The sequence below is a fragment of the Nostocoides sp. F2B08 genome (assembly GCF_009184895.1).
Taxonomy (GTDB): Bacteria; Actinomycetota; Actinomycetes; order Actinomycetales; family Dermatophilaceae; genus F2B08.
The window spans coordinates 53,712-76,666 of sequence record NZ_WESE01000014.1; the positions used below are offsets into that span (position 1 = coordinate 53,712).

The window sequence follows — 22,955 nt, forward strand, 5'->3', positions numbered from 1 at the left end:
TGAAGTCACGTGCCCTGGTCCGGCTCGATCAGGGCATGGGTGGCGGCAAGTCGCATGCCTGCATCGGCGCTTGGCACCTCGCGAAGCACCCAGCGGACTTCGCCTCAACCGACATCGGAAAGGCCGTCCACGACGAGGCCGCGAACATTCTGGGGCGACAGCTCCCCACCGACCTCGGAACCCCCCGCGTTGTCGTGCTCCCGTGCGACTCCATGACGCCTGGAGCGCCCGTGCAGGACCTCGACGGACCGGCAAAGAACCTGTGGGAGCGATTCCTCTGGCGGCTGTTCGAGCGTGACTACGCGCGATATGAGGACTACCAGCCGTTCTTTAGCGACAAGTCGAAGGTCATGGACGCGCTGCGCTCTGTCGGCCGCCCCGTGCTCATTATCGTGGACGAGATCCTGAACTACGTCGGCAACGGTCTGGACGGTGCTGGCGACCCCGAGCTGGTCGCGCAGGACATGGCGTTCCTGCAGGTCTTGCTGGACGCTGTGAATGACGTGCCCAACGTCGCGATGCTCCTTGTGATGATCGCGTCCGAGAAGGACACGATGGCGCTGAGCGACGCAGGCGGTAAGCGCCGCGAGGCGCTCCAGTCGTTCATCGACCGAAACGGCCGGCTCGCGACCGTGAACGAGAACGCGGACTTCGCCGCGATCCTCCGCCGCAGACTGTTCGACAAAGCACCGGCGCGGGAGGTCGTCGACGCGACGGTCAAGTCGTACGACTCGCTGTTTCGTGACAAAGGGTGGAAGACCAAGGTCATCGACCAACTTAGCGCCCCATGGACGACAGACTTCGAGAAGCAAGTCGTCCGTTCCTACCCCTTCCACCCGCAGCTCATGCACTTGGCTGAGTCGGAGTGGGCCAACCTCGCAGGTTTCCAGAAAGTCCGCTCCACCATCCAGGTGTTCGCGGCGACCGTGTGGTCCCTGCAACGGCGCGGAAAGGCGGGCGAGTGGGTGCCGGCGTTGATCGGTCCCGGTGACCTGCCGTTGTCGGACGCGACGGTCAGGGAAGCCGTCCTCGGCACCGGGCTGATCACCGACACCAAGACTCAGGCGAACTACCGTGCCGTCGCTCAGAACGACATAATCTCGCTCGACCAGAGCACAGGGGCAGCCAGGCTGCTTGACGTGAACCGTCAGGCTGGGTTATGGGACGAACTGAACCCTCGCGCGGCCGAGCGGGCAGCGACCATGATCTTCCTCGTGTCCATCGTGGGCGCACGAGGACAGGGGAGGAGGGGTGCTTCCGAACCCGAAGCAAAGGCAGCCACGATGGTCCCCGGCCTCAACTACAGCATCGCGGACGCGGAGGGCGTCATCCGTGACTTGGCTGACCCGGACACTGGTTTGGCAGCACTGGAGCAGATCAAGGGCACGGGGGGCACACCACCCCGCTATTACCTTTCCACCCGCCAAACGCTGAACATGCTGGTACGCGCCTCTCGAGTCAGCGTCAGCGAGGCAGACCGGGATCGCGCAATCGCTCAGGCCGCCGAACGCTTGGCGTCCACTGGGCCATTCCGCGCCAAGCACTTCGTGCGGTTCGAGGCAGGTCGTTCACCACTTGAGCTGCTGGAGTCTGCAGGGTTGGACGACGCCCGCACGACGCGGCTAGTGGTTCTCGACCCATCGGGGTTCTCGCTGCGAAACGGGATGGAGCAGGACACGATTGACGCGCTGAGCGCCGCACTCGGTCTCGGACCTAACCGGCTCACTTCCTCGTGGGCATCCTCACTGGTCTTCGCCGTGGTCAACACCCAACGGCGCACCCATGCTCGCGCGATCGCCACCGAGTTCCTTGCACGGGAGCGTGTGCTTGAGGCCCCGGAAGTCCAAGATGACGAGTTGTTGCGTGACAAGGCACGCGAGAACCGCAACGAGGCGAAGAAGCGCATGGAGACGGCGCTCAGGCGTGCCTACCAGCACGTCGTCTACCTGTCGCAGCCGGACCTGGACTCCGACCGTGAGCTCGGCCAGATCACGTTCGAAGACGACGCACAGAGCTCCCTGGACGGTGCCCTCGTCTGGAAGGCCCTAGTCGCCCACGAGAAGGCGTACGACCAGGGGGAGTTCAGGGCCAAGGCGTTGCTGCACCAGCTCCGTGACCTAGATTACGGACGCCCTCTCAGCGAGATCCGTGACGCGTTCTGGCAGACCCCGCGACTGCCACTGCTGCACGCGGGTGAGGCCGAGTTGCGGCACGCCATCTACGACGCGGTTCGCGCCGGTGACCTCCGTGTCGCCACTCGGGACGGCACCGATGTCGCAGTGACCGGCCCGAACGAGATCAACCTCCAGTCACAGTCGTTGGTCCTTGCCAGGCCCTTGCCCGTAGACCCGCAGCCAACCCCGAGCGAGGACGAGCCGGACGACCCGACCCCGACGCCGACCCCCGGCCCTGGTCCTGCGCCGGACGACGCTGAGAAGAAGCCGACGCCTCCGACACAGGCCGAGAAGGAGCAGGAGGTGTCGCTCAGCATCATCAAGCGTTTCGAGGGCGAGGACGAAGCGATCGACAACACCGCTGCGCTACTTCGCTTGCTGTACGAGGCGATCGAGGCCAACGGGTCGTCATACCTGCATGGGACGTTGCGTGTAATCGTGGACTCCTCATGGGCTGAGCAGATCGCCGAGGCCGCCAAGGCTGCAGGGATCCCGGCCGTCGTGCGCGACCAGTAATTTAGGCGTGGCCCAACGCCCCTACCCTTGACGCTAGCCATGTCGAGGACGGTAGGTCACTGGCAGGTCCTTGGGCGGGACGCCACTCACCGAGTGAGCGCCGACGTGACACGTCAGATCACGGAGGACTCCCCGTGGCAAGACGCTGCATCCACCCGACTCGTCCCAGCACCGGGGAGGCGACCCAAAGCCGCCGTGGGCTTGGATGCTGAACCTCCCCGCCAAGGAGGAATGGCTGGACTCCCTCCGCCCGCTCCACGAGGGCGCCGATGACCGGGTGCCTGACGACGAGTAGACGGCTCCCTGCGGGGGCGCTCGTCCGGCCGGTAGAGGCCTGCTCGGCTCTCCCCACTTGGAGCAGCCGCTCATAAGGTGCAACGCCTTGAGGATGGGGTACATGGCGAGGGTCGGGTCGTGGGTGGGATGGTGCGCACAAGTCCTCTTTCCCTGACCGCCAGGCGGGGTGGAGCGGCGGCGGGTCGGCCGGTGCCTGGGCATTCGTGAATCCTCGCGTGTTCGTTCGGGGCCTTGTGGATCGGGAGGTTCAACACCCGAAGGAGGGTTCCTGATGCAGCAATGCCGACGACGTAATCCCTGTCCGCATACGTGGGAGATCCCGCTGGCGGTGGCGGTGGGCCTGGTGCTGCTGCTCGTTGCAGGCGTGCAGGTGGGCAGAGGCCTCGCCAACCTCATCGCCGGCAATGGGTGGCGGTTGGTCGATCGGGCGGAGCTGTTCACCTCGGGGCCGGGGGTGCTCGCAGGTCGAGCCGACGCGGGTCTGGCGGGTGTGTCGTCGCCGGCCTCGCCCGGCCTGCTGTGGTGGTGCATCGTCGTCGTGGAGGTGGTGGTGCTCGTTCTCTCGGGTCTGGCGCTGCGGACGGGCTGGGGTCGATGGGGACCGTCGCGGGTCGAGGGGACGGCGTATCGAGCCGACGTGGACGCGCTGATGGGCATCGCACGGCTTCGCCGTCACGCGCCGCTGATCCGCCCAGACCTCTACACCTCTCACGGGCTGGCGAGCATGGCGCGACAAGGGAGCATCCGTGGTCTCAGGCCCGCGAGCGGGTATCGGGAGGAGACATGAGACGGGTGCCTCCGGCGGAGGTGGGGTGGCGGCTCGGGGTGGCGAGGCATCCACGGGGTGGGGAGCTGTGGGTGCCGTGGGATCGCACGGCGGGGGTGATCGGTCCGCAGGGGTCTGGGAAGACGCTGGATCTGCTCGTGCCGGCCTTGATCGACGCGCCGGGGGCGGCGATGACGACGCTGACGAAGGCCGATGACCTGCTGCTGTCGTTCACGGCGCGGTCGCGGGACGGGCGTCCGTGTGTGGTGCTGGACCCGTTCGGGCTGGTGCCGGGTCTGCCAGAGGTGGTGTGGGACCCGGTCGCAGGGTGCGTGGACCCCCTGGTCGCGGAGCGGCGGGCGAAGGCGTTCACCGCCGGCACGATCAAGGGGACGGTTTCCGGGGGCTACGGTGACGATGCGGCGCGGTTCTATGCGGCGGAGGCCGCCAAGGTCCTGCAGGCGTACCTGCACGCCGCCGCTTTGACCGGGCAGAGCCTGGAGCACCTGCTGGGGTGGATCGCCCGTCCGTTGGCGTCGACGGAGCCGGCGGAGATCTTGCGGGAGCACCCGCACGCGGCGCCGTTCTGGGAGGGGCTCCTGCATGGGGCGCTACGCGGGGATAGCCGCACGGCGGGTAACACGGTGACGACGGTGCAGCAGGCGATGAGCCTGTTCTTCCAGGCGGAGACCCGCCGCCGCTGCGTTCCCGGCCCTGGGCGACCCGCGACGGAGATCGCCGACGTCATCGCCAAGGGCGGGACGATCTACCTTCTGGGGCGGGAGGATCCGTATGCGTCGGCGTCACCGTTGATGACGGCGTTCGCCGAGCACGTCCTCGACACGGCGCTGGCCGCGGCGCAGGTCTCGCCGTGGGGGCGGCTGGCTCCGCCGTTCCACGCGATCCTGGACGAGCTTCCGTCGACGGCGCCGCTACCGACGTTGCGGACCCGGATGGCGAACGAGCGGGCGTTGGGGATCTCGTTCATCTGGGCGGCGCAGGCATGGCCGCAGCTGACGAGCATCTTCGGGGAGGCCGAAGCGCGGACCTTGTTGGGGTTGACGAACAACCTGGTCGTGTTCGGCGGGTCGAAGGATGTCGCGTTCAACCGGGAGATCTCAGACCTGATGGGAAACGTGCGGGTCTCGCGTTCCACCTGGCAGACCGGGACCCGGCACGGCCGCACGTACTCCGGGGAGGACATCCCGATCCTCACCGGCGCTGAGATCCGCCAGCTCAAGGAGCGCCACGCCCTGGTCCTGGCCGAGAACGGCGCCCCGATCATCGCCAAGCTGGACCGGTGCGTCGACGGCCGCGCCGGACGCCGGCTCCTCGCCGAGCAGGCGGCCCTGCGGCGCCGAGCCGTCGACCGGACCGGCCAGGTGTCAGCGGAGGCGCGGTCCGCGGCCGCGCTGGTCGAGGCGCGCCGCCGCGGGCTGGGCCGCGACCGCACGGAGCACCTGCCGTGACCGGCGACAATCGCCGACACGGGGTCGCGCACCCGATGATCGAGGCCTTCCCCATGCCCGGGCCGCTTGTCGAGGGCGCCTACACACCGCTGGACAAGGCGGCGGAACGGCCCCCGGACAAACAGAACATCGATCCGCGACTGGCGCTGCGGTCCCGGCCGTGGGATCCGGCGTCGTGTCGCGAGCCGGAGCTGCGGGCCGAGCTGTGGGACTGGCTCGAACGGGTGGTCATCTGGCTGAACCGGGAGTACGTGTGGGACACCGCCGGTGTGATCCCGGCCTGCTGGCCGCGGCACCCGCACCTGGTCCACGAGATCGCCGTCCTCGCCGACCGGCGCCGCCAAGCGGGACTGGCCGTCACCGGCGCAGACCTCGCCGAGTTCCACCGCTCCACCCTTCCCGACTTCATCGACCGGATGCACACCCGGCTCCGCTCCCACTGCGAGGAAAGGGAGCACCAGCCCTGGCCGGCCCGAGGCCGGTTCGTACGGCATTGCGCCCCGGAGACCGTCGAGGTCCGTCGCCGGCTCTTCGCCGCCGACGTCCGCGCCCTCGTCGAGGAACCCAGCGAGGACGGCGTTGCCGACCTGGACCCGGAGGAGCGCCGCGCACGAATCCGCGGCCTGCCGAGCCTGGCGAATGAGGACGACACCGGCTGGTCGCTGAACTGACAGGGCGCCCTGTCCCGGGCAGTAGCGCGGTGGCGCTCGAGGGGATTCCGGCAGGCCGTGGGTCATGCTTGACGCATGACGCTGCCGGGTGATCTGCGCGGGCCGGTCACCGTGGCGCTGTCCCGCTCCGAGGCCTCCATTCCCGCAGCAGCCTCGCTGCCCGGCGGCGCACGGTATGAGCCGAAGTGGGATGGGTACCGCGTCGTCGCAATCCGCGACGAGGAGGGTGTGCGATTGTGGTCGCGGCAGGGCAAGGACCTGACCGGGCGCCTGCCGGACCTGGCGGTCGCGGCCCGTGACCAGCTGTCGCCGGGGACCGTGCTCGACGGGGAGGCGGTCATCTGGAACGGGGACCGGCTGGACTTCGACCTGCTCCAACGCCGGCTGGTCAGCGCCAGGTCAGGTCTGGCGTCCCTGGCGGCGGCGCATCCGGCGACCTTCATGGTCTTCGACGTCCTCGCCGTCAGTGACGTCGATGTGCGCTCTCGCCGGTTGCAGGAGCGACGCGAGATCCTCGAGGACCTGTCGACGTCGTGGCGGCCCCCGCTGCAGCTGACCCCGTCCACCCGTGATGAGCAGACGGCCCGGCAGTGGTTCACCGACTACCGGCCGGCCGGGGTGGAGGGGCTGGTGGTCAAGGCCGCCAGAGGTGTGTACGCGCCGGGTCGCCGCTCGTGGGTAAAGGTCAAGAGCAGGGAAAGCGTCGACGTCATCGTCGGGGCCGTGACCGGCAGCCTGACCCGCCCGGAGACTGTGGTCGCGGGCCGGGTCAGGGACGGGGTCCTGCACATCGTCGGCAGGACGACCCCGCTGGCCAGGGAGCAGGCGGTCGAACTCGCCGACGCTCTGACCCCGGCGGGGCCGGAGCATCCCTGGCCGGATGAGGTGTCCTCGAACCGGTTCGGATCCGGCCGCGACAAAGTGCCGCTGGTCAAGGTCGAGCCGGTGCTCGTGGCCGAGGTCCTCGCCGACGCGGCCATGCACGCCGGCGGCTACCGGCACCCGCTGCGCTACCTGCGCTTGCGCGCCGACCTCACCACCGACGACATACATCCCTGAGCCGTGGCCCGAGGACGGACGCTGCGGCTAGCGTGACGGACCAGCGATCCCAGGGGATGTACTGGTTGCCCTTCGAGGTGCCGGGGGCGGGGGCGTCTGGGGCTCGACCGCCGGCGGGCGTTGGGTCGCAGGGGCCGGCTTGGTGGTGGTCGTGAGGTGGGTTTGGGTGACGGCGCGCACGTCCGTGGTGCGGTCGTGGAGGGCTCGGGCGAGCTCGCGCCGGACCACCGGGACCGGGAGGCCGGTGGCGTCGGCGATGCGTCGGGTGCCGTCGTCCCACAGGGCCGGGGGAGCGGCGGCGACGACCGCGGCCCCGCCGAGCAGCGCCTCGCGTGCCGTGCCGTCCAAGCCACTGTCGAGCAGATGCGTACTCAGCGGTGTCGCGGCGTCGAGCCGCTGGCGGAGTGCGCGGGCGCCGTCGCGGGCAAGGGTGTCGGCGGGGTCCCTACCGGGTGCCCAGGTGACGGTGGCCGGGGTGAGGTCGTGCTGGGTGAGCAGCCAGTAGGCCCGCTGCGTGGCGCGCTGTCCGGCGGGGTCGGCGTCGGCGGCGACGACCGGGGACGTCCCGGCCTGGTGCGCGAGGGTGGCGAGCTGGTGGGCCTGCTCTTCGGTGAAGGAGGTCCCCAGCGGTGCGAGCCCGAGGAAGCGTCCACCCTCGCCGGAGGCGGTGATGGCGAGGGCGTCGAGGGGGCCTTCGACGAGCACCGGCACGACACCTTCTCGCAGCAGCGCCTGGGTGCCTGCGGTGTAGAGCTGGGCGCCTTTGTGGAACAGGACGGTGTCGGGGGTGTTGAGGTACTTCGGGCCGCCGCCGGTGTGGTCGCTGTGGCGGGGGTGGCGGCGGGCGACGAACCCGAGCACCTGCTCCTGGTTCGTGGCCGTTGTGCGGGTGACGGGGAGGATGAGCCGGTCCCGGAACCGGTCGATGAGCCGCCCGTCCCGGGTCGTGGTGGCCAGGCCTGCGGCGAGGAGCTCCTCGCTGCTGGCGCCGTGCCCGCCGAGGTGGTCGACGAGCCTGGTCCAGCCGGCCGGTGCATAGCCGGGACGGACGGTGGGGTGGCCGGTGAGGTCGGTGCCGGCGAGCCGGCCGGTGAGGTAGGTCTGGGCCCAGGAGCCGGGGAAGGCGCGGCTGTAGTAGTCGGCGGCCAGAATGTTCAGCGCGGCGATGCGTTCGGGGGTGACCGGCGAGGTGTCGGCCTCGATGGCGCGGATGATCTGGGCCTGGATCATCGGCTCGCTCGGCGGCAGGGGCCCGGTGGGAGCCTGGCGCAGCAGCGCCGCGTACGTGATGGCCGCTTCGACCTGGCCGGGCTCGGCGAGCGGGTCGCTGTCTCGGGTGTCGGCGGGCGCGTCGGGGGTGTCGTCGAGGAGCGGCTCGTCGATCGGCGGGAGCGTGGCGAGCTCGCTGGCGGTGGGCGCCCAGGCGACCTCGTCCGCGCCCGGGTCGACCTCATGGTCAGCAAAGTCGACGTCTGCGGGGTCGTGGGCGTCGTCGTGGCTGGGGGGTGGGGTGGTGAGGCTGCTGATCCGCCAGAGCAGGCCCTGGCAGGGGTCGAGGTCCTGCTCAGGCCTTGGGATCCGCGCGAGTAAGCGGTCGAGGGTGTGTCCTCGGGCGAGGGCGTGGTCGATGACGGTGACCAGAGCCCCCCACCACGGGCTGGCTTGCAGCTCGACGGCGGTGTCGGCGCCGAGCAGGTCGGGCAGGCTCTCGGTCCAGGTCGTGGCGAGCGGGATGTCGTGGCTGGTCGTGGCGGCGACGGCGGGGGAGAGGCGCCCGGACAGGCGCCACCACAGAGCGGCCGCGGCGTGGTCGTCGGGCAGCGGCCCGGCCGCGGCGGCATTCTGGAGGAGCGTCCTGGTGGGGAGGCCGGCACGGGAGAGGGCGGCGAGCCGCTGCGCGAGGACCGGGACGTACGCGTCGGCGCGGTGGCCGGGCAGGAGGGTGTCGAGGACCGGTCCCCATTCGTGGAGCGCAGGGGTGGCGTGGGTGGCGAGTCGACGGTTGAGGGTGTCCTGGTAGCGCCGCAGCGGCCCGTACTGGTGGGTGGGCCCGGTGGGTCGGCGGTCGGCGGGGTCGACGCCGGTGGCGGCCCGCCACACCTGCACCTGGTGCAGCAGCTCACGGGCGGGGCGGGCCTGGCCGTGGCCGGCCCAGGCGGGGGTCTCGGTGGTGGCGGCGAGGTGGCGGGTGAGCAGGGCGGTGCGGGTCTCGACGGTCTCGGCGCGCGCGACGAGGTAGGGACCGAAGGTCGGGTGCCGCAGCAGTGCTGGGGGGATGGCGGGCAGCCACGGCAGCGGGGCGGGCACGCCGGTGCGCGGGTCGACCCCGGGCTGCTCGAGCCGCCAGGTGAGGACGGCGGCCGGGTCGGCTGCGGTGTCGACGCCGCGGCGGGTCAGCGCGTCGTGCAGGTCGCGCAGGGGGTGGTGGCCGTGAGCGGCGGCAAGGATGAGGTGGACGCGGAGGGTGGGCCATGCGGGCGCGTCGGTCAGGCCGGGCAGGAGCTGCTCGGCGCCGGTCTCGAGCCGGTCGAGGCGAGCCGGGCCGAGGAGCTGTTCGGCGGCGTGGTGGACCGCGTCGGTGTAGCGGGTGGCGGCGTGGGCGAGGAGGACGGCCGGGTGGTCGTGCTCGCGTGCGGTGGACGTGGCGGAGCGGGCGGAGTCGTCGCGGGCCAGGATGCCCTCGAGGAGGTCGGTGGCGGTCCGCGGGTGGGAGGTCTCGGGGCGGATGAGGGCGTGGCTGTCGGGGTCGCCGACGATGTCGAGGTAGAGGTGGTTGCCGGCCTGGCCGCGGGTGGCCGCCGTGTAGAGCAGCTGCCGGGACTCGGTCCCGGTGAGCAGGGTGTGGCTGGTCGCGGCGGTCACGCCCTGGGCGGTGTGGATGGTGGTGGCGTACCCGAGCTCGACACTCGCGTCCACATACGTCGCGGGCAGGGTGCACGTGCGGCGGTGGCGGATACCGGTGACGGTCACATTGCCGCCCCCGGGCAGGGCGGTGATGGTCCACCGGTCGCCGTTCTTGACGAAGTCGGTTCCCGACACCGGCAGGCGCCGGTCGTTGGCGCGGGTGATGACCGTGTCCCCGACCGAGGCGGTCGCCCCGTCCGCCAACACCACCGTGCCCGCTGCGTCTGCAGCAGCCCCGGGAGTGGTGGTGAGGCGGTGGGCGCGGGCGCGCTGGTTGAGGTCGGCGACGAGATCCCTTGTGGGGGCGAGCATGAGGGCGTCGACGCCGGCGGCGCGGTCGGTGGCCCACGCGGTGAAGACGTCGTCGGCGAGGGAGGCCAGGTCGCCGACGTGGACCCGGTCGTGGTCGAGGTAGAACCCGAGCGCCTCGACGGCACCGTCGCGCAGGGCGAGGGAGGCGGCGCCTTCGGCGGGGTTCGTGAACCGCATCAGCTCGGACAGGTGCAGGCTGCCGTGGGTGGCGTGGATGTCGCGCAGGACCCCGCCGGCGCCGAGCGCGGCGAGCTGCTGGTCATCGCCGATGAGCCGCACCGACCCGCCGTTGGCGATGACGTGCTCGGTGACGGTGTCGAGGGTGAGGGTGTCGGCCATCCCGGCCTCGTCGACAATGACGAGCGTGGCCGGCCCGATCTGGCCGATCCACGCGGGTGTGTCGGCGAGGGCGGGGTGCTCGAGATGCCAGGCGAGCTTAGCGAGGGTGTCGGTGGTCGCGGCGATGCTCTCGCCGAGAACATGCGCGGCGGCGGCGGAGGGCGCGAGCCCGAGCACGTGCCCGCCCGCTTCGGTCCACGCGCGGGTGAGGGCGCGCATGGCCGTGGTCTTGCCGGCGCCGGCGGGGGCGATGGCGAGCTGGACCCACGCGCCGGAGGTCGCCATCTCCCGCACGAGCGTGGCCTGCCCCGCGTTCAACGACACCCCCTCGCGGGCAGCTGCGGTGAGAGCGGCCTGGACGGCGGCGTCGGGGACGCGGAAGCCGTCGCGTTGGCCGGCGCGGGCGACGATCCGGGCCTCGGCGGCGAGGATCCCCGAGGAGGTGTAGAGGGTGGAGCCGGCGAGCGTGTAGACGGATGTGCCGTCGCTGCGGCGCAAGCCGTCCGGCAGGTCCTCGGCGGGGTCGGCGCCAGGGCGGGCCAGGGTGACCGAATGGGTGGTGAGGACCTCGTCAACGAGCAGGCCGACGACCCGGTCCAGATCCTGCTTGGGCAGGCCGGTGCGGCGGGCCTGGCGTTGGGCTTCGGCATAGACGTGGACCTGCTGCCACACCGACCGGCGCCCGGACAGGGTCGCCGCGATCCGGGCCGCTGTGTCGCGCACCCACGCGGCGTCGACGCGAGGCCGGGTGGCTGTGGTGGGGGAGAGGGCGGCGGTGACCATCGCGCGGATGGCGTGGTCGCCGCCGAGAACCTGACGGGCCTGCCCGGCCCACATCTCGCGCTGCTCGTTCAGGCTCCGGGCGGGGTGCTTGGCGTCGCGGGTTTCTAGGGTGGCCTGCTGGGCGAGCTGGATCGCCTCCACCGGCGAGGGGGGCCGGCCGTGCGCGGACTGGAAAGCGTGGGCGAGGTCGCTGGTGCGGGCGGTGATGTCGGCACGGCGGGTCGACCAGCGCGCCGCCAGCGCAGGGTCGACGCCGACGATCTCGCGGGTGGGCCGCTTACGCGGGTCGACGTTGGGGACATCAGTGAACGCGACCCCGAGACGGTCCCGCAGGTGGGTCTCCAGCGCAGTGTTGTACACCTCGGAGGCGGCCACAACCGCCTTGTACAGGACCCGTCCGTCGATCGCGAGCCACCGCCCGCTGTCGCGGGCTTGGACCTTGTTCGCGACCGCGACATGGGTGTGCAGGTCCGGGTCACCGGCGCGGGAGTCACGGTGGGTGAACGCCACCGCCACCAGCCCGCGGGTCTCGACCTGCCGGGCCCCGCCGCTGCCCTCCCGCGTGAACAACGCCGACCGCTCCAGATACGTCAGGGCGTCGGCGACGGCGGCGTCGTGGGCGGCCTCGATCACGGCCGCGACCGGTACCGGCGCCAGCGCCCACAGCGTGCTCACCGACTTCACCGGCGAGAACGACAGGTCGTAGCCGGCGACCGCGTTCGTGCGCGGACGGGACTCCTTGGCGACCAGCGCGGACAGCTCCCGCGCGTCGACCGGATCCCGGCCGAACCGCTCCCGGAACAACGCCGTCGCGACCTCGCTACGGGCCCTCGCGCGGTCCTCGATCGTCCCGGTCGACTCGGCCGGAAGACCCCGAGCCTCGGCGAGCTCTGCGGCGCGCTGCGCCACCCGCACCCGGAACTCAGAGACATCCCCCGGATAAAGCGGGAACGGGCTCCCCAGCCGGGCCGCCCGGCCCTGCCCACGGGCATCGGCGCCGTGCTCGGCAGCGGCCGCGCGCAGCTGCTCCGCCAGAGGGTGGTAACCGGCGCCGAAGAGGTTGAGCATGTGCGCCTCGCTCACCAGATCCCCGGCGCTGATGCCCCCCAACCCGGCCAGTCCGGAGCCGACCCACCGGCCCGGGGTCTCGCCCTTCTCGGTGTAGTACGACGCCAACGACGAATGCCCACGCTCGGCCCGGTCCTGGGCCGCGACCTGCCGGGTCAGGTACGTATACCCCGACCCGGCGGTCAGCTTGTGGATCGACATCGTCACGCCCACCAAGGTCGCGACGCTCACCCCCTAGCTTCACCTAGTTGAAACTGGGATCACCGACGTGCAAGAGGTGTGAGGGGCGTGGCCTTCGGAATTTCGGGTGTCGGTCGTCGCGGATCGCGGGGGGAGGGGAACCTTGTCCGGGGAGGCGTCGCGGGTTCCTCGTCGTCAACCTCGGTCGCGGCGTTGGGTTGGTGAATCTCAGATCTTGTCGGTCCGCATAGGGGTGATGTCCGGAGAAACGGGTCATTTGGAGGGAGCGCGGCGGAATGCCGAATCAGAGTGTTCGACAGGCGGCGCGACGGGCGGCGCTGGATGCGCAGGCGCGGGTGCGGCAGCGGCAGGATGAGCGCGAGAAGCGGCGCAGCCGGCTCGGCGTCATCATCGTCACCGCCATCGCCGAGCGTGACGAAAGGGTCCGAGCCCTCGAACTGCGCGCTGGACAAGCGCTCAACTCTCTGATCGAGGAAGAGGGTCTGACCGCCGGCGAGGCGGCCGAGTGGTGCGGCCTGTCGATCAAAGACGTTAGACGGCTTCAGCGAGTCGACGATGACAAGTTCTCGACCGGAACAGTGAGTCTCGGCCAGGGACCCGTGCCGCCCGATGCCCAGGAGGGGAAAGGTGGGACATGAACGAGATGCGCGGGTATTGGTCTCGGGCCTGGGTCACTTGGGATGCCCCTACTCGTCGCTGTCCACAGAGACCACGGTGACAGGGACTGTGGTCTCACGGCCGTCTGACGTTGTCAGCGTCACCGAGGAAGTGGTGCCCAGGTCCGCTGGAAGCTGTGAGAACGAGATGGACGGGCCCGGCCATCCGATGGCGACCTCTTGGTTGGCGGGTAGTTCCAGTTTGTCCGTCTCTTCGCCCAGAAACGGGAGGTCGACGCCAGCCGGGCGCGCATCCTCGAGATTCTCGGGAGGTTCTGCATCCGCGGTCGCGTCAGTGGCGTCGTGCATAATGCCGGGGGAGCCATCTCCCATCGTGACCTTGAGCAGTTGGGTGTCCTCGCTGGCGGTTACGCGCATCTGCAGCAAGGCGGCAGAGCTGGACGAGTAGTGCCAGACTCGAGCACCCGTCACCGTGAACTGCGAAACTCCAGATGCTGGAGTGTCTTGCTGGCCGCAGCCTCCGAGCAGGGCGATGCCAACCGCACCTGCGATGGCAACGTAGGACGCTTTCAACATTCCTCCCCAGTCCAGACTGCGAAGGAGCCTAGATCATCTTGCCGCCACGGAGGAGGCAACCAGTAGAAGTGGTTCGTTTTATGTGTTGATCCTCAACCGTTTGGCCACACCTGGACCGACAGACCCCTCCGGGCCAACGGGAGTCAATACCGTTTCGCGCGACATTGACCTGCAGTTCGAGGGGGGCCAGATGCTGGGACGGATTGTGCGCGGGTTGGTCAAGGCGACCGTCATTGTCTTGCTTGCCAGCATCTGCTTTCCCGCGTTGGCGCATGCCGCCCCGTCCATCACAACGGTAAGCCCTTCCAGGAGCTTCTCCCCCAACGGCGATGGTCAAGAGGACACGTACGAGTTTCGATTCACGTTGAGCGAAGCGGCCAACGTCACCATTCGGGTGATTGACGATCGAGACGCGTTTGTGAGCATGCTCGCGCTGCAGCAATCATTCTCCTCTGGAACGAGCTCGGTGATATGGGATGGCCGGGCGGAGTCCGGCGACCTCGTCGCGGACGGCGGCTACGTCCTGGAGGCGACGGCAACCAATGCCAACGGCTCAGCTGGGCCGGTTCAGCTTCCTGTGGTGGTGGATTCGCGACCGCCTGGGGTGTTGAGTGAGCCGGCTCCGGGGGCAACACTGTCAGGGTTGGTGGATCTGGTGGTGACACCTCGTGAGGGAGTCTCCATCTCGGGTGTGTCGTGGTCGATGCCTGGCTGTTCGTGGTNGGACGTATACAGCGACAGTGACGGTGACTGATGCAGGTGGGTTGAGTACCTCCGTTGATTCGACCGTGGTGGTGGATTCGCGACCGCCTGGGGTGTTGAGTGAGCCGGCTCCGGGGGCAACACTGTCAGGGTTGGTGGATCTGGTGGTGACACCTCGTGAGGGAGTCTCCATCTCGGGTGTGTCGTGGTCGATGCCTGGCTGTTCGTGGTCGTCCAATCAGGTCGATGCCGAGGGGGTTTTCCGCGTTCAGGCGGATGTGTCTGCGTGTTCCTCGGGGGAGCGGCAACTCTCGTTCGGGGTGAGTTGGCGGGATGAGTTCAACAGGTCGCATTACTACTCGGGTTCGTCGAGTGTGACGGTCTTGGACTCGGCTGTGCCGCAGGTGTGGGTGGAGTACTACGGGCAGGACTATTCGCAGCAGGTGCTGGCGGTGACCGGCCCGGAGACGTGGGACATCGCGCTGTTGTCGATGGCGTGTGAGGACAGCTCAGTGGTGACCTACCAGTGGGTGGTGACAGCGGAGGATGGGTCGGTCGTGCGCTCCATGCCAGTCCGCGGTCCCAGCCAGTACTGCACGTACCGGGGGGACCGGGGCAGGATCGAGTACTGGGATGGCCTTGACGACGACGGGACTCGTGTCATTGATGGGACGTATACAGCGACAGTGACGGTGACTGATGCAGGTGGGTTGAGTACCTCCGTTGATTCGACCGTGGTGGTGGATTCGCGACCGCCTGGGGTGTTGAGTGAGCCGGCTCCGGGGGCAACACTGTCAGGGTTGGTGGATCTGGTGGTGACACCTCGTGAGGGAGTCTCCATCTCGGGTGTGTCGTGGTCGATGCCTGGCTGTTCGTGGTCGTCCAATCAGGTCGATGCCGNCGTGTCATTGATGGGACGTATACAGCGACAGTGACGGTGACTGATGCAGGTGGGTTGAGTACCTCCGTTGATTCGACCGTGGTGGTGGATTCGCGACCGCCTGGGGTGTTGAGTGAGCCGGCTCCGGGGGCAACACTGTCAGGGCGACCGGTTTTCGAGGTGGCGGCTACAGACACAGATACGCATACTCTCACCCAGGTCTCCATTGGTCTGGCAGGACAGGGCTTCGGCATTTACAACGCCTCACCTGACGGAATGTGGCGAACTACCTACCCGATGGGGGGATTCGCCCAAGGGCCCGCGACTCTGACCCACAGCATTTCCTGGAAGGACGCCTTCGGCAGGTCGCACCACTATTCGGGAGCGTCCCGAGTCGTGGCGATTGACCCGGTCAGTATTCCCCTTGAGGCGTCCATCGAGCCAGGCTCTGGGCCGGCCCCTCTCTCAGTGTCGCTGAGGGTCGCGGGTTCCGATCCCCAGGATCGGTCATTGAATCTCACGGTGGATTGGGGCGACAGTTCGCCCACGACACAGATGGCCATGGTCAGTCCCTATGCGGCAGTATCGCTTGACCACGTGTTCGAAGCTCCCGGGACCTACACCGTGCTTGTGTCTGTCTCAAACGGGGAAGGCGGCTACTCGTCTGCATCCATCCCGGTCTCGGCGGAGGGCGCTCCTAACACTGCTCCTGCGCTTGACTTCGGCGTGAGTCCTGCGACCGGTGCAGCACCCCTTGACGTGATCGCCACCCTGGCAGCCAATGACGCAGAGACCGACGACCTCAGCTATGTCGTTGACTTCGGCGACGGCTCCGACGCGATGGCTGGGTCAGTCACAGACGCCGTCGAGTTGGCACACACTTACAGTGCGCCGGGGAACTACCTGGTGAGGGCTTCCGTGACGGACGGACAGCTCACTACGACGCGTACCTCGAGGGTTGTCGCGGCTTCGCCAGAACCGGTCACTGCCGCCGCTGGCGATGATCGCAGCGTGGTCGTCGGTGAGGAGGTGGAGCTGAGTGCTTCGGCGTCTCGCCCTTATGCACTTCTCACGTCCTACGAATGGCGCCTGGGCGACGGGTCAAGCGCAACAGGCGAACGGGTCAGCCACACTTACAGCACCCCTGGCACGTACATCGCGGAGCTCACTGTGGGCTGGGGTGATGAGACAGCCACGGACACGGCCGAGATCACGGTTCTGCCGGAGCCGGTGGTTCCAGGCCTGGCGGTGACAGTCACTGGGGGCGGGGCTCTCCTCGCTGGGGCCGAGGCGATTGTGGTCCAGCCGGATGGCTCCCGGATAGCAGCGTCGACCGATAGTTCCGGTGTCGCTCGCCTAGCCGGCTTGGCGGACGGGGAGACAACTCTCTATGTGTGGGCGCCAGGGTTCCAGCCGCGGGCCGCTCAAGCGAGCATTATCGACGGGGTCGGCGAGGCGTCGGTCGATCTGGTGTCTGGCGAGATCTCGAGTAGCACCCTGTCGGTCACGAGGCTCGAGTACGACGAGATCGTCGACCTCGGGATCGACGTGACCGATCCCGCCAACCAGAATGTGTATGAAGCAGAGATCAACCTCTATTTCGTCCCTAAGGGTTGTCAAGAGGACTGCGAGCCAGAACCTACCCCGGTGCGCCTCGTCTACAACTCCTCTGGCACGACCATTACGGCTAGCAGCAGCGGGTCCGGAAGTGGGTCGACTGCGGAGGGATGTAGTGTCACGGACCCGACCGGCGACTGCTTCATTCTGAGCGGTGATCGCGCCTTCTACCCGCGCATCCAGTTCGTCGAAGAGCAACCCATGGTGCAGTGGCTTGTGGTGCCGGTGCGTGCCTCCTACCTTAAGGAGTTCTTCGACGTCAGCCTGGTCATTGAAAACCTCACTGACGATTTCACGTTCGAGCAGGGGATGGCCGGCCTTGACCTGCCGCGCGGTCTCAGCCTGGCTCCCACGCGAGAAGTGCAGGCTCTCAGTTACGACATCCCGGCGATCCAGCCCGGTTCGTCGGAACAGGTGACGTGGGCGGTGCGCGGCGACGAGCAGGGCGACTACGACCTGAGCGCCGCATACAGCGGCCTCGTGGAACCGATCGGCAAGCCCATCTTGATGCGGGCCGTCACGTCCAGTCCGCTCAAGGTCGTCGGCGGCGACGCTCTCAAGCTCACCATCTTCGTTGACAAGTACGCGCAGCAGTGGGCTCCGTACACGATCGAGGCCGAACTCAAGAGCACGATCGCCGATGTCCCGGTTTACAACGCCGCACTCGAGATTCTGGGTCCGCCTGAGGAACCGGATCGGCTAATCGCGGACTACTTCCTCGCACCTGAGGTGCAACCGATTCAGACGCAGGCTGTGATCAGCACCGACAATCCGTTTACCGCGCGGTGGACGATCTTCCCGGGTATCGGCAGTGACAACGTCGATTTCATGGAGCTCGTCGAGAGCATGAGTTTCATCCAGCAGGTGGGGGGCAACGTCACAATCCCGTCGGAACTGGTCGTGCGTGACAATGAAGACTTCACTACGACCAGGCAGCCCCAGGCGGTCGCCGTAGAGGTGGTCAAGGGGGTGGAGGGTGATGTCCAGTTCTTGGATTGGATGCCTCCGGCCCTTGACGAGGGGCAGTCGGTGCGCAACTACAAGGTGTACTCGCGACAGCTGCTCACCAGCGGTGAGACGTGGATGCCTGTCGACTACCCAGTCATGAATGCCGTGGAGAACCACTATCAGACAGTCGTGCCGTCAACGGATCGCGCCGACGGACGCTACTTCACCGTGGTTTCCGAGGGGCACGATGGGCAGCCGATATACGGGCACCGGGTTGGGGTTGGCGCAGCTCGCTATGTGAGCCTTGGCGACTCCTTCTCCTCCGGTGAAGGTGCACCTCGGTATGAGACGGGCACCGATGACTCGGCTAACAAGTGTCACCGATCGGTCGGGTCGTACTCGAGGATCCTGTCGGCGAATCTTGAGGCCGATCTTCAACCGGCTGAGTTCCACGCCTGCAGTGGCGCCGTCACGGCTGACTTCGTCGAGCCCAACCCGCGCAACAGCGGCGAGGACCCGCAGATCGACCACGTCAGCGAGTTCACGGATGTCATCACACTGACCGTGGGCGGCAATGACGTTGCCTTCGCCGACATCGCGACGTACTGCGTCCTGTCCGAGCTGTGTCTGGGCCCGGTGAGCGACTGGTACACGGTGATTCAGATCGCGAACTTCGCTCAGGCCTGCGCCAGCCCTGACCCGGTCAGCAAGATGAAGTGTGCCTGGAACGCCTACAGGCTCGCCGACAAGGCCGTCCACGGAGAGTTCGACCTCAACCGTCGAGCCACGCCGGTCAACCTGATCGACGGGACCCTTCGTGACCGACTGACCCGGACCTACGTGACGCTTGGCACTGAGGCACCGAGTGCCCAGATCCTCATAGGTATGTATCCTCACCTGTCGACGGTTGGATCCCTGGACGAGTACTGCGCGGTCACCCCGTTCACGCAGCCGCCGACGATTCTGCCCGAATGGGCCCTTGCAATGTCCCCGGTGGAGCGGCAGCTCACCAACGACATCGTTGACACCATCAACAACGAGATCCGCATCGCCGCAACCGAAGCCCGTCAACAGCTGCGCGCGCTGGGAAGCGGTGCCACCCTGCAGGTCGTCGGAGCGAGCACCTTCAACGGATATGAGCTCTGCAAGGGCGGATCGATCACCGAGCCCCTCGCGTTCAACCCGATACCCGCGGAAGTCATCGAGGACTGGAAGTGGATGAGCGCTTCCTTCCACCCGAACGTCAAGGGCCAGCAGTTGTACGCCGACGCGTTCGCAAGGGAACTCGGCCAGTCCATCTCCTCCCGATTTGTCCTAGGAGCCGAGACCTCAAGTCAGACCCTCGGAACTGTCACCGTGTCGGAGCACCACGCGAGACTGGTCGCATCGACATCTGTGCCAGCGGTTGCGCTTGAGTTCACGTCTCCCACAGGAGCGCCGGTCGACGTCACCCCGACGCAGCTGGCCAGTGGTGGCCTTGGTTACGAGGTTCCCTCACCCGAACAGGGTCCCTGGACAATCACGGCGACAAGCGAGCCGAATCCCACCACCAAGTACGCACAGGTCGACGTCGTCGCCGAACAGGAACTTCCCATCAGCCCCATCGCACGTGCGACGGTGACATCCGGAAACCTGCCGGGCGAGTTCATCTTCGACGCCGCCGCCAGTTCACCCGGCGACGCCGACCTTGCAGCGTTCGAGTGGACACTGCCCAGCGGCGATGTGGTCGCGGGACCCGCGGTCCGAGCTACTTTCGCTGGCGAAGGATTCCCAGTTCTCAGCTTGCGAGTGACCGACACAAGCGGTGCTGTCGGCTCTGCGACGATCAGCGTCCCCACCGACATCGCAGGCCCCCCCTCACCGCCCCGAGACGTCTCGGCGAGCCGAAGCGGAGACACCGCCGAAGTCTCATGGTCCCCGCCGACAACGAACGGCGGCGCGGTCGTCACTGGGTACCAGGTCGTCCTGACCAAGGACGGTGAGGAGGAGCCGGCCATATCGATCGCCGCGGACACCTTGAGTGCGACTCTTTCGGGACTGGTCGCCGACGCGAAATACACGGTCGTCGTGCGCGCCGTGAATGCGGCCGGCGCGGGTGAGGCCCAAGAAGTGGCCCTCGAATCCAGCGAGCCGTCCGCTGCAGTCTCGGGTCGAGTCTTGGATGCGGGCGAGCCAGTCGGGAACGCCACAGTCTCCTTGTTCGCTGCGGACGCCCCGGACGTGCTCGCGTCGACCTCGACCGGCCCTGACGGGGAATTCCAGTTCAACACATTCCCAGCCGAGGCCGTCCGGCTCGGAGCAACCGCCACTGGGTACCGCGACTACTTCTATCTGAACGCGGCCACGCTTGAGGAAGCCGAAGTCTTGGCCCTTAGCGCTGACGCCTCACATAGCCTCACGGTCGATCTCGTTCGGGCGACAGCACCGGGCGCGCCGCGCAACGTTCAAGCCTCGCCGGGGGTAGGCAGCGCCTCGCTCACCTGGCAAGCGCCGGCCGACAACGGCGCACCCATCACCAGCTACACGGTGAGTTCCATGCCTGCCGGGCACCATGTAACCGTGACCGCACAGGAGACCTCCGCCACCCTCTCCGAGCTGATGAGCGGCGTCGAATACACCTTCACGGTCACCGCCACCAACGAGCACGGCACATCCATCCCATCGCTCCCGTCGAACCCGATCACTCCGCTCGACGCGGAAACGGCGCGCCCGGTGGTCACAGGGTCGATCGACCGCGATCCGGCGGCCAGCGGTTGGCACCTGGAACAGCCCATCGTGACATGGACTGCCGTCGATTACCGGGGAGCGACGTTGCCGCCGCCGCCGCCGACACCGGTGCCGGACGGCGCCGCCGTGGAGGTCACCTCCGAGGAAGTCTGTGACGCGGAGGGCCGATGCGGCCAGGGCACCTTCGGACCGGTCGACGTCGACACTGCCGCACCCGCGGTGGAAACTCGTGTTGCCCCCGAGGCGAATGCACAAGGATGGCGGAACACCGAAGCCACAGTGTCCTTCGTCTGCGACGACCAAACATCCGGAATTGACACCTGCCCTCAACCTCAGGTGATCGGTGAGGGAGGCGGACAAACGGTCAGTGCAGAGGTCAGCGACCTCGCCGGGAACACCACCGCAGCGGAACAAGGCGACATCAACGTCGATCTGACGCCGCCAGACATCAACGGATCGCTGTTGCCTGCGGCCAATGAGTTTGGCTGGCACAACAGCGATGTCACCGCTTCCTGGATCTGCACGGACGCGTTGTCAGGCATCGAGGGAACTTGTCCCGATGATTCGGTCCTGTCGGGCGAAGGCGTGGGTCTGACTGCGTTCGCTTCAATCGGTGACCGTGCGGGCAACAACGCCAGCGGCTCGGTGGAGGCCAGCATCGATCGAACGCCGCCGGTTACCCGACTCGAGGGAAGCGTCGGCGGGCCCGCTCCGCTCTTCTTGACCTTGACTGCTGCAGACAACCTCGCCGGTGTGGCTGAAACGTACTGGTCGATCGACGACGGTGCAGTTTCAGAAGGAAAGACCATTGAGATCGACGCAGACGGCACGCACACGGTCAACTTCTTCAGTGTGGACAAGGCAGGCAATCAGGAAGACCCCAAGTCAATCCAAGTGATGGTGGACTCGGCAGGACCTACGATCCGCTACGAGTTGTCTGGCGCCGCTAACGACGGCGGGTGGCACAACCAGCCACTGATCGTGACGTTCACCTGCTCCGACGAGGGGGCCGGCGTGAGCAGCTGCACTGAGCCGGTCACGGTGGCTGAGGATGGCAGCGACATCAAGGTCGAAGGCCAAGGCACCGACACCTTTGGAAACACAACGACGATCGACGTGATGGTCAACCTCGACACCACTGCGCCCACTGCCACGCCGCAGCTGCAAGGCGAACCGAACGAAGCCGGTTGGCACAACACTCCGGTACCCGTCTCATGGCTCTGTACAGATGCCCTGTCTGGAGTGATGTCGTGTCCCGACATGGTCCAGCTCACGGAAGCCAACCCTGGTCCGGTGACAGCCACCGCGACGGACGCTGCAGGCAACTCCGTGACGGCAAGCCAACCGGCTCTACGCATCGACACCACCGCCCCGACAGTTGTGCTCCAGGGAGTCGAGAACGGTGCGGTGTACCGCTACGGCAGTGTCCCCGCAGCGGTATGCGAGGCATCAGACGCACTATCCGGTCTCGCTGCGGACTGTCAGATCGACATCATCGCTGGGGGACTCGACATGCCAGGTGCGGTCACGATGACCGCAACGGCCCTCGACCTCGCGGGCAACGAGAACGTCGCAAGCGTGACCTTCACCATTGAGGAGCTGCAGCTCACAGGGTTCGACAAGCCAGTGACCATGGACGGTGCCTGGAACGACGTCAAGGGCCGTGGAGACGTAACCATGCGGTTCGCCGTGAGCGACGGCGCGGCGGAACTCCTGGATCCGACCCTCGTTCACTCCGCCTGGCTGCAGCCGATTGATTGCGCGACTAGAGAAGACTCCGGCCCTGCCGTCAGCCTGCTCGACTCACTTGCAGTCAAGGCTGGTAAGCTCCAGGTGCACTGGACACCCACGTCAAACCCCGATTGCCTCGAGGCGGGTGTCCGCACGGTCGACGGATCAGTGCTCGCGGCATACTTCCAAACGGGCCAAAGCAAAGGCAAAGGAAAGCCGGGGGGTCGATAGGGCGACATTCCGCCGCTGAGGCAAATGGGCTCCGGGGAGCGCTGCACGGCAAGGAGTGGACGAGCAAGCTAAGGGTCAGGGTCAGTGACCGCGAGACACGGCTGCCCGCGCCCCCGAAGTGACACGATCTAGGCACTCGCCAGTGGCGGAGCACGCCGATTCCCGGCGGAGTGACTCACTGTGGGGGACGAGATTCGGTCGGCGAAATGGTCCCACCTCGGTCAGAGTCGGGCACGGGTGCAGTATTCGCTGAGCAGCCGGTCACCCTGACCTATGGTCTGGGCCAACGTCGTAGCGACAAGGACCAATGGTGTGGTCGAAGTCGACGGGCCTGGGGCGTCCGCGCTTCGTCGCCGGTAAGTCGGCG

At 67.7% G+C, this 22,955-nt stretch carries 10 protein-coding genes; 8 read left to right on the forward strand and 2 right to left on the reverse strand.

All coding sequences use genetic code 11. From position 1 onward, the window contains the following. The first annotated feature begins 35 nt into the window (after positions 1-35). From GA707_RS19590 to GA707_RS19610, 5 genes are all read left to right on the forward strand, one after another. Positions 36-2,690 carry a DUF499 domain-containing protein gene (locus tag GA707_RS19590; RefSeq protein WP_226963983.1) on the forward strand — a complete coding sequence of 885 codons (2,655 nt, stop codon included), beginning with the start codon at positions 36-38 and terminating at the stop codon, positions 2,688-2,690. Positions 2,691-3,258: 568 nt separating this feature from the next. Beyond that, complete coding sequence (locus GA707_RS19595; RefSeq protein ID WP_152180140.1) at positions 3,259-3,774, forward strand: hypothetical protein; 516 nt, start codon at positions 3,259-3,261, stop codon at positions 3,772-3,774. Continuing rightward, complete coding sequence (locus tag GA707_RS19600; protein WP_152180141.1) at positions 3,771-5,222, forward strand: type IV secretory system conjugative DNA transfer family protein; 1,452 nt, start codon at positions 3,771-3,773, stop codon at positions 5,220-5,222. The genes GA707_RS19595 and GA707_RS19600 overlap by 4 nt, the downstream gene beginning before the upstream one ends. Continuing rightward, complete coding sequence (locus tag GA707_RS19605; protein ID WP_152180142.1) at positions 5,219-5,893, forward strand: hypothetical protein; 675 nt, start codon at positions 5,219-5,221, stop codon at positions 5,891-5,893. The genes GA707_RS19600 and GA707_RS19605 overlap by 4 nt, the downstream gene beginning before the upstream one ends. Positions 5,894-5,968: 75 nt before the next feature. After that, positions 5,969-6,952 (forward strand): ATP-dependent DNA ligase, encoded by a 984-nt coding sequence (locus tag GA707_RS19610; protein WP_152180143.1) that lies wholly within the window; start codon positions 5,969-5,971, stop codon positions 6,950-6,952. Between the two features lie 27 nt (positions 6,953-6,979). Here GA707_RS19610 and mobF read toward each other — a convergent pair whose 3' ends face one another. After that, positions 6,980-12,589, reverse strand: coding sequence for a MobF family relaxase (mobF, locus tag GA707_RS19615; RefSeq protein WP_152180144.1), 5,610 nt, complete (start codon positions 12,587-12,589; stop codon positions 6,980-6,982). Between the two features lie 245 nt (positions 12,590-12,834). Between mobF and GA707_RS21015 the strand changes: the two genes are divergently transcribed. Next, positions 12,835-13,197: a hypothetical protein gene (locus GA707_RS21015; RefSeq protein WP_193315452.1), complete on the forward strand. Its 363-nt coding sequence runs from the start codon at positions 12,835-12,837 to the stop codon at positions 13,195-13,197. Positions 13,198-13,245: 48 nt separating this feature from the next. On the opposite strand, the gene GA707_RS19620 is transcribed toward GA707_RS21015, so the two are convergent. Beyond that, entirely contained in the window at positions 13,246-13,752 is a 507-nt protein-coding gene (locus tag GA707_RS19620; RefSeq protein ID WP_152180145.1) for a hypothetical protein, read from the reverse strand. Positions 13,753-13,834: 82 nt separating this feature from the next. Here GA707_RS19620 and GA707_RS19625 point away from each other — a divergent pair, with 82 nt between their 5' ends. Together GA707_RS19625 and GA707_RS19630 are read left to right on the forward strand one after the other, a co-directional pair. Next, entirely contained in the window at positions 13,835-14,506 is a 672-nt protein-coding gene (locus GA707_RS19625; protein WP_152180146.1) for a FlgD immunoglobulin-like domain containing protein, read from the forward strand. Positions 14,507-15,844: 1,338 nt separating this feature from the next. Then, entirely contained in the window at positions 15,845-22,588 is a 6,744-nt protein-coding gene (locus GA707_RS19630; protein WP_193315451.1) for a PKD domain-containing protein, read from the forward strand. Positions 22,589-22,955 lie beyond the last annotated feature (367 nt).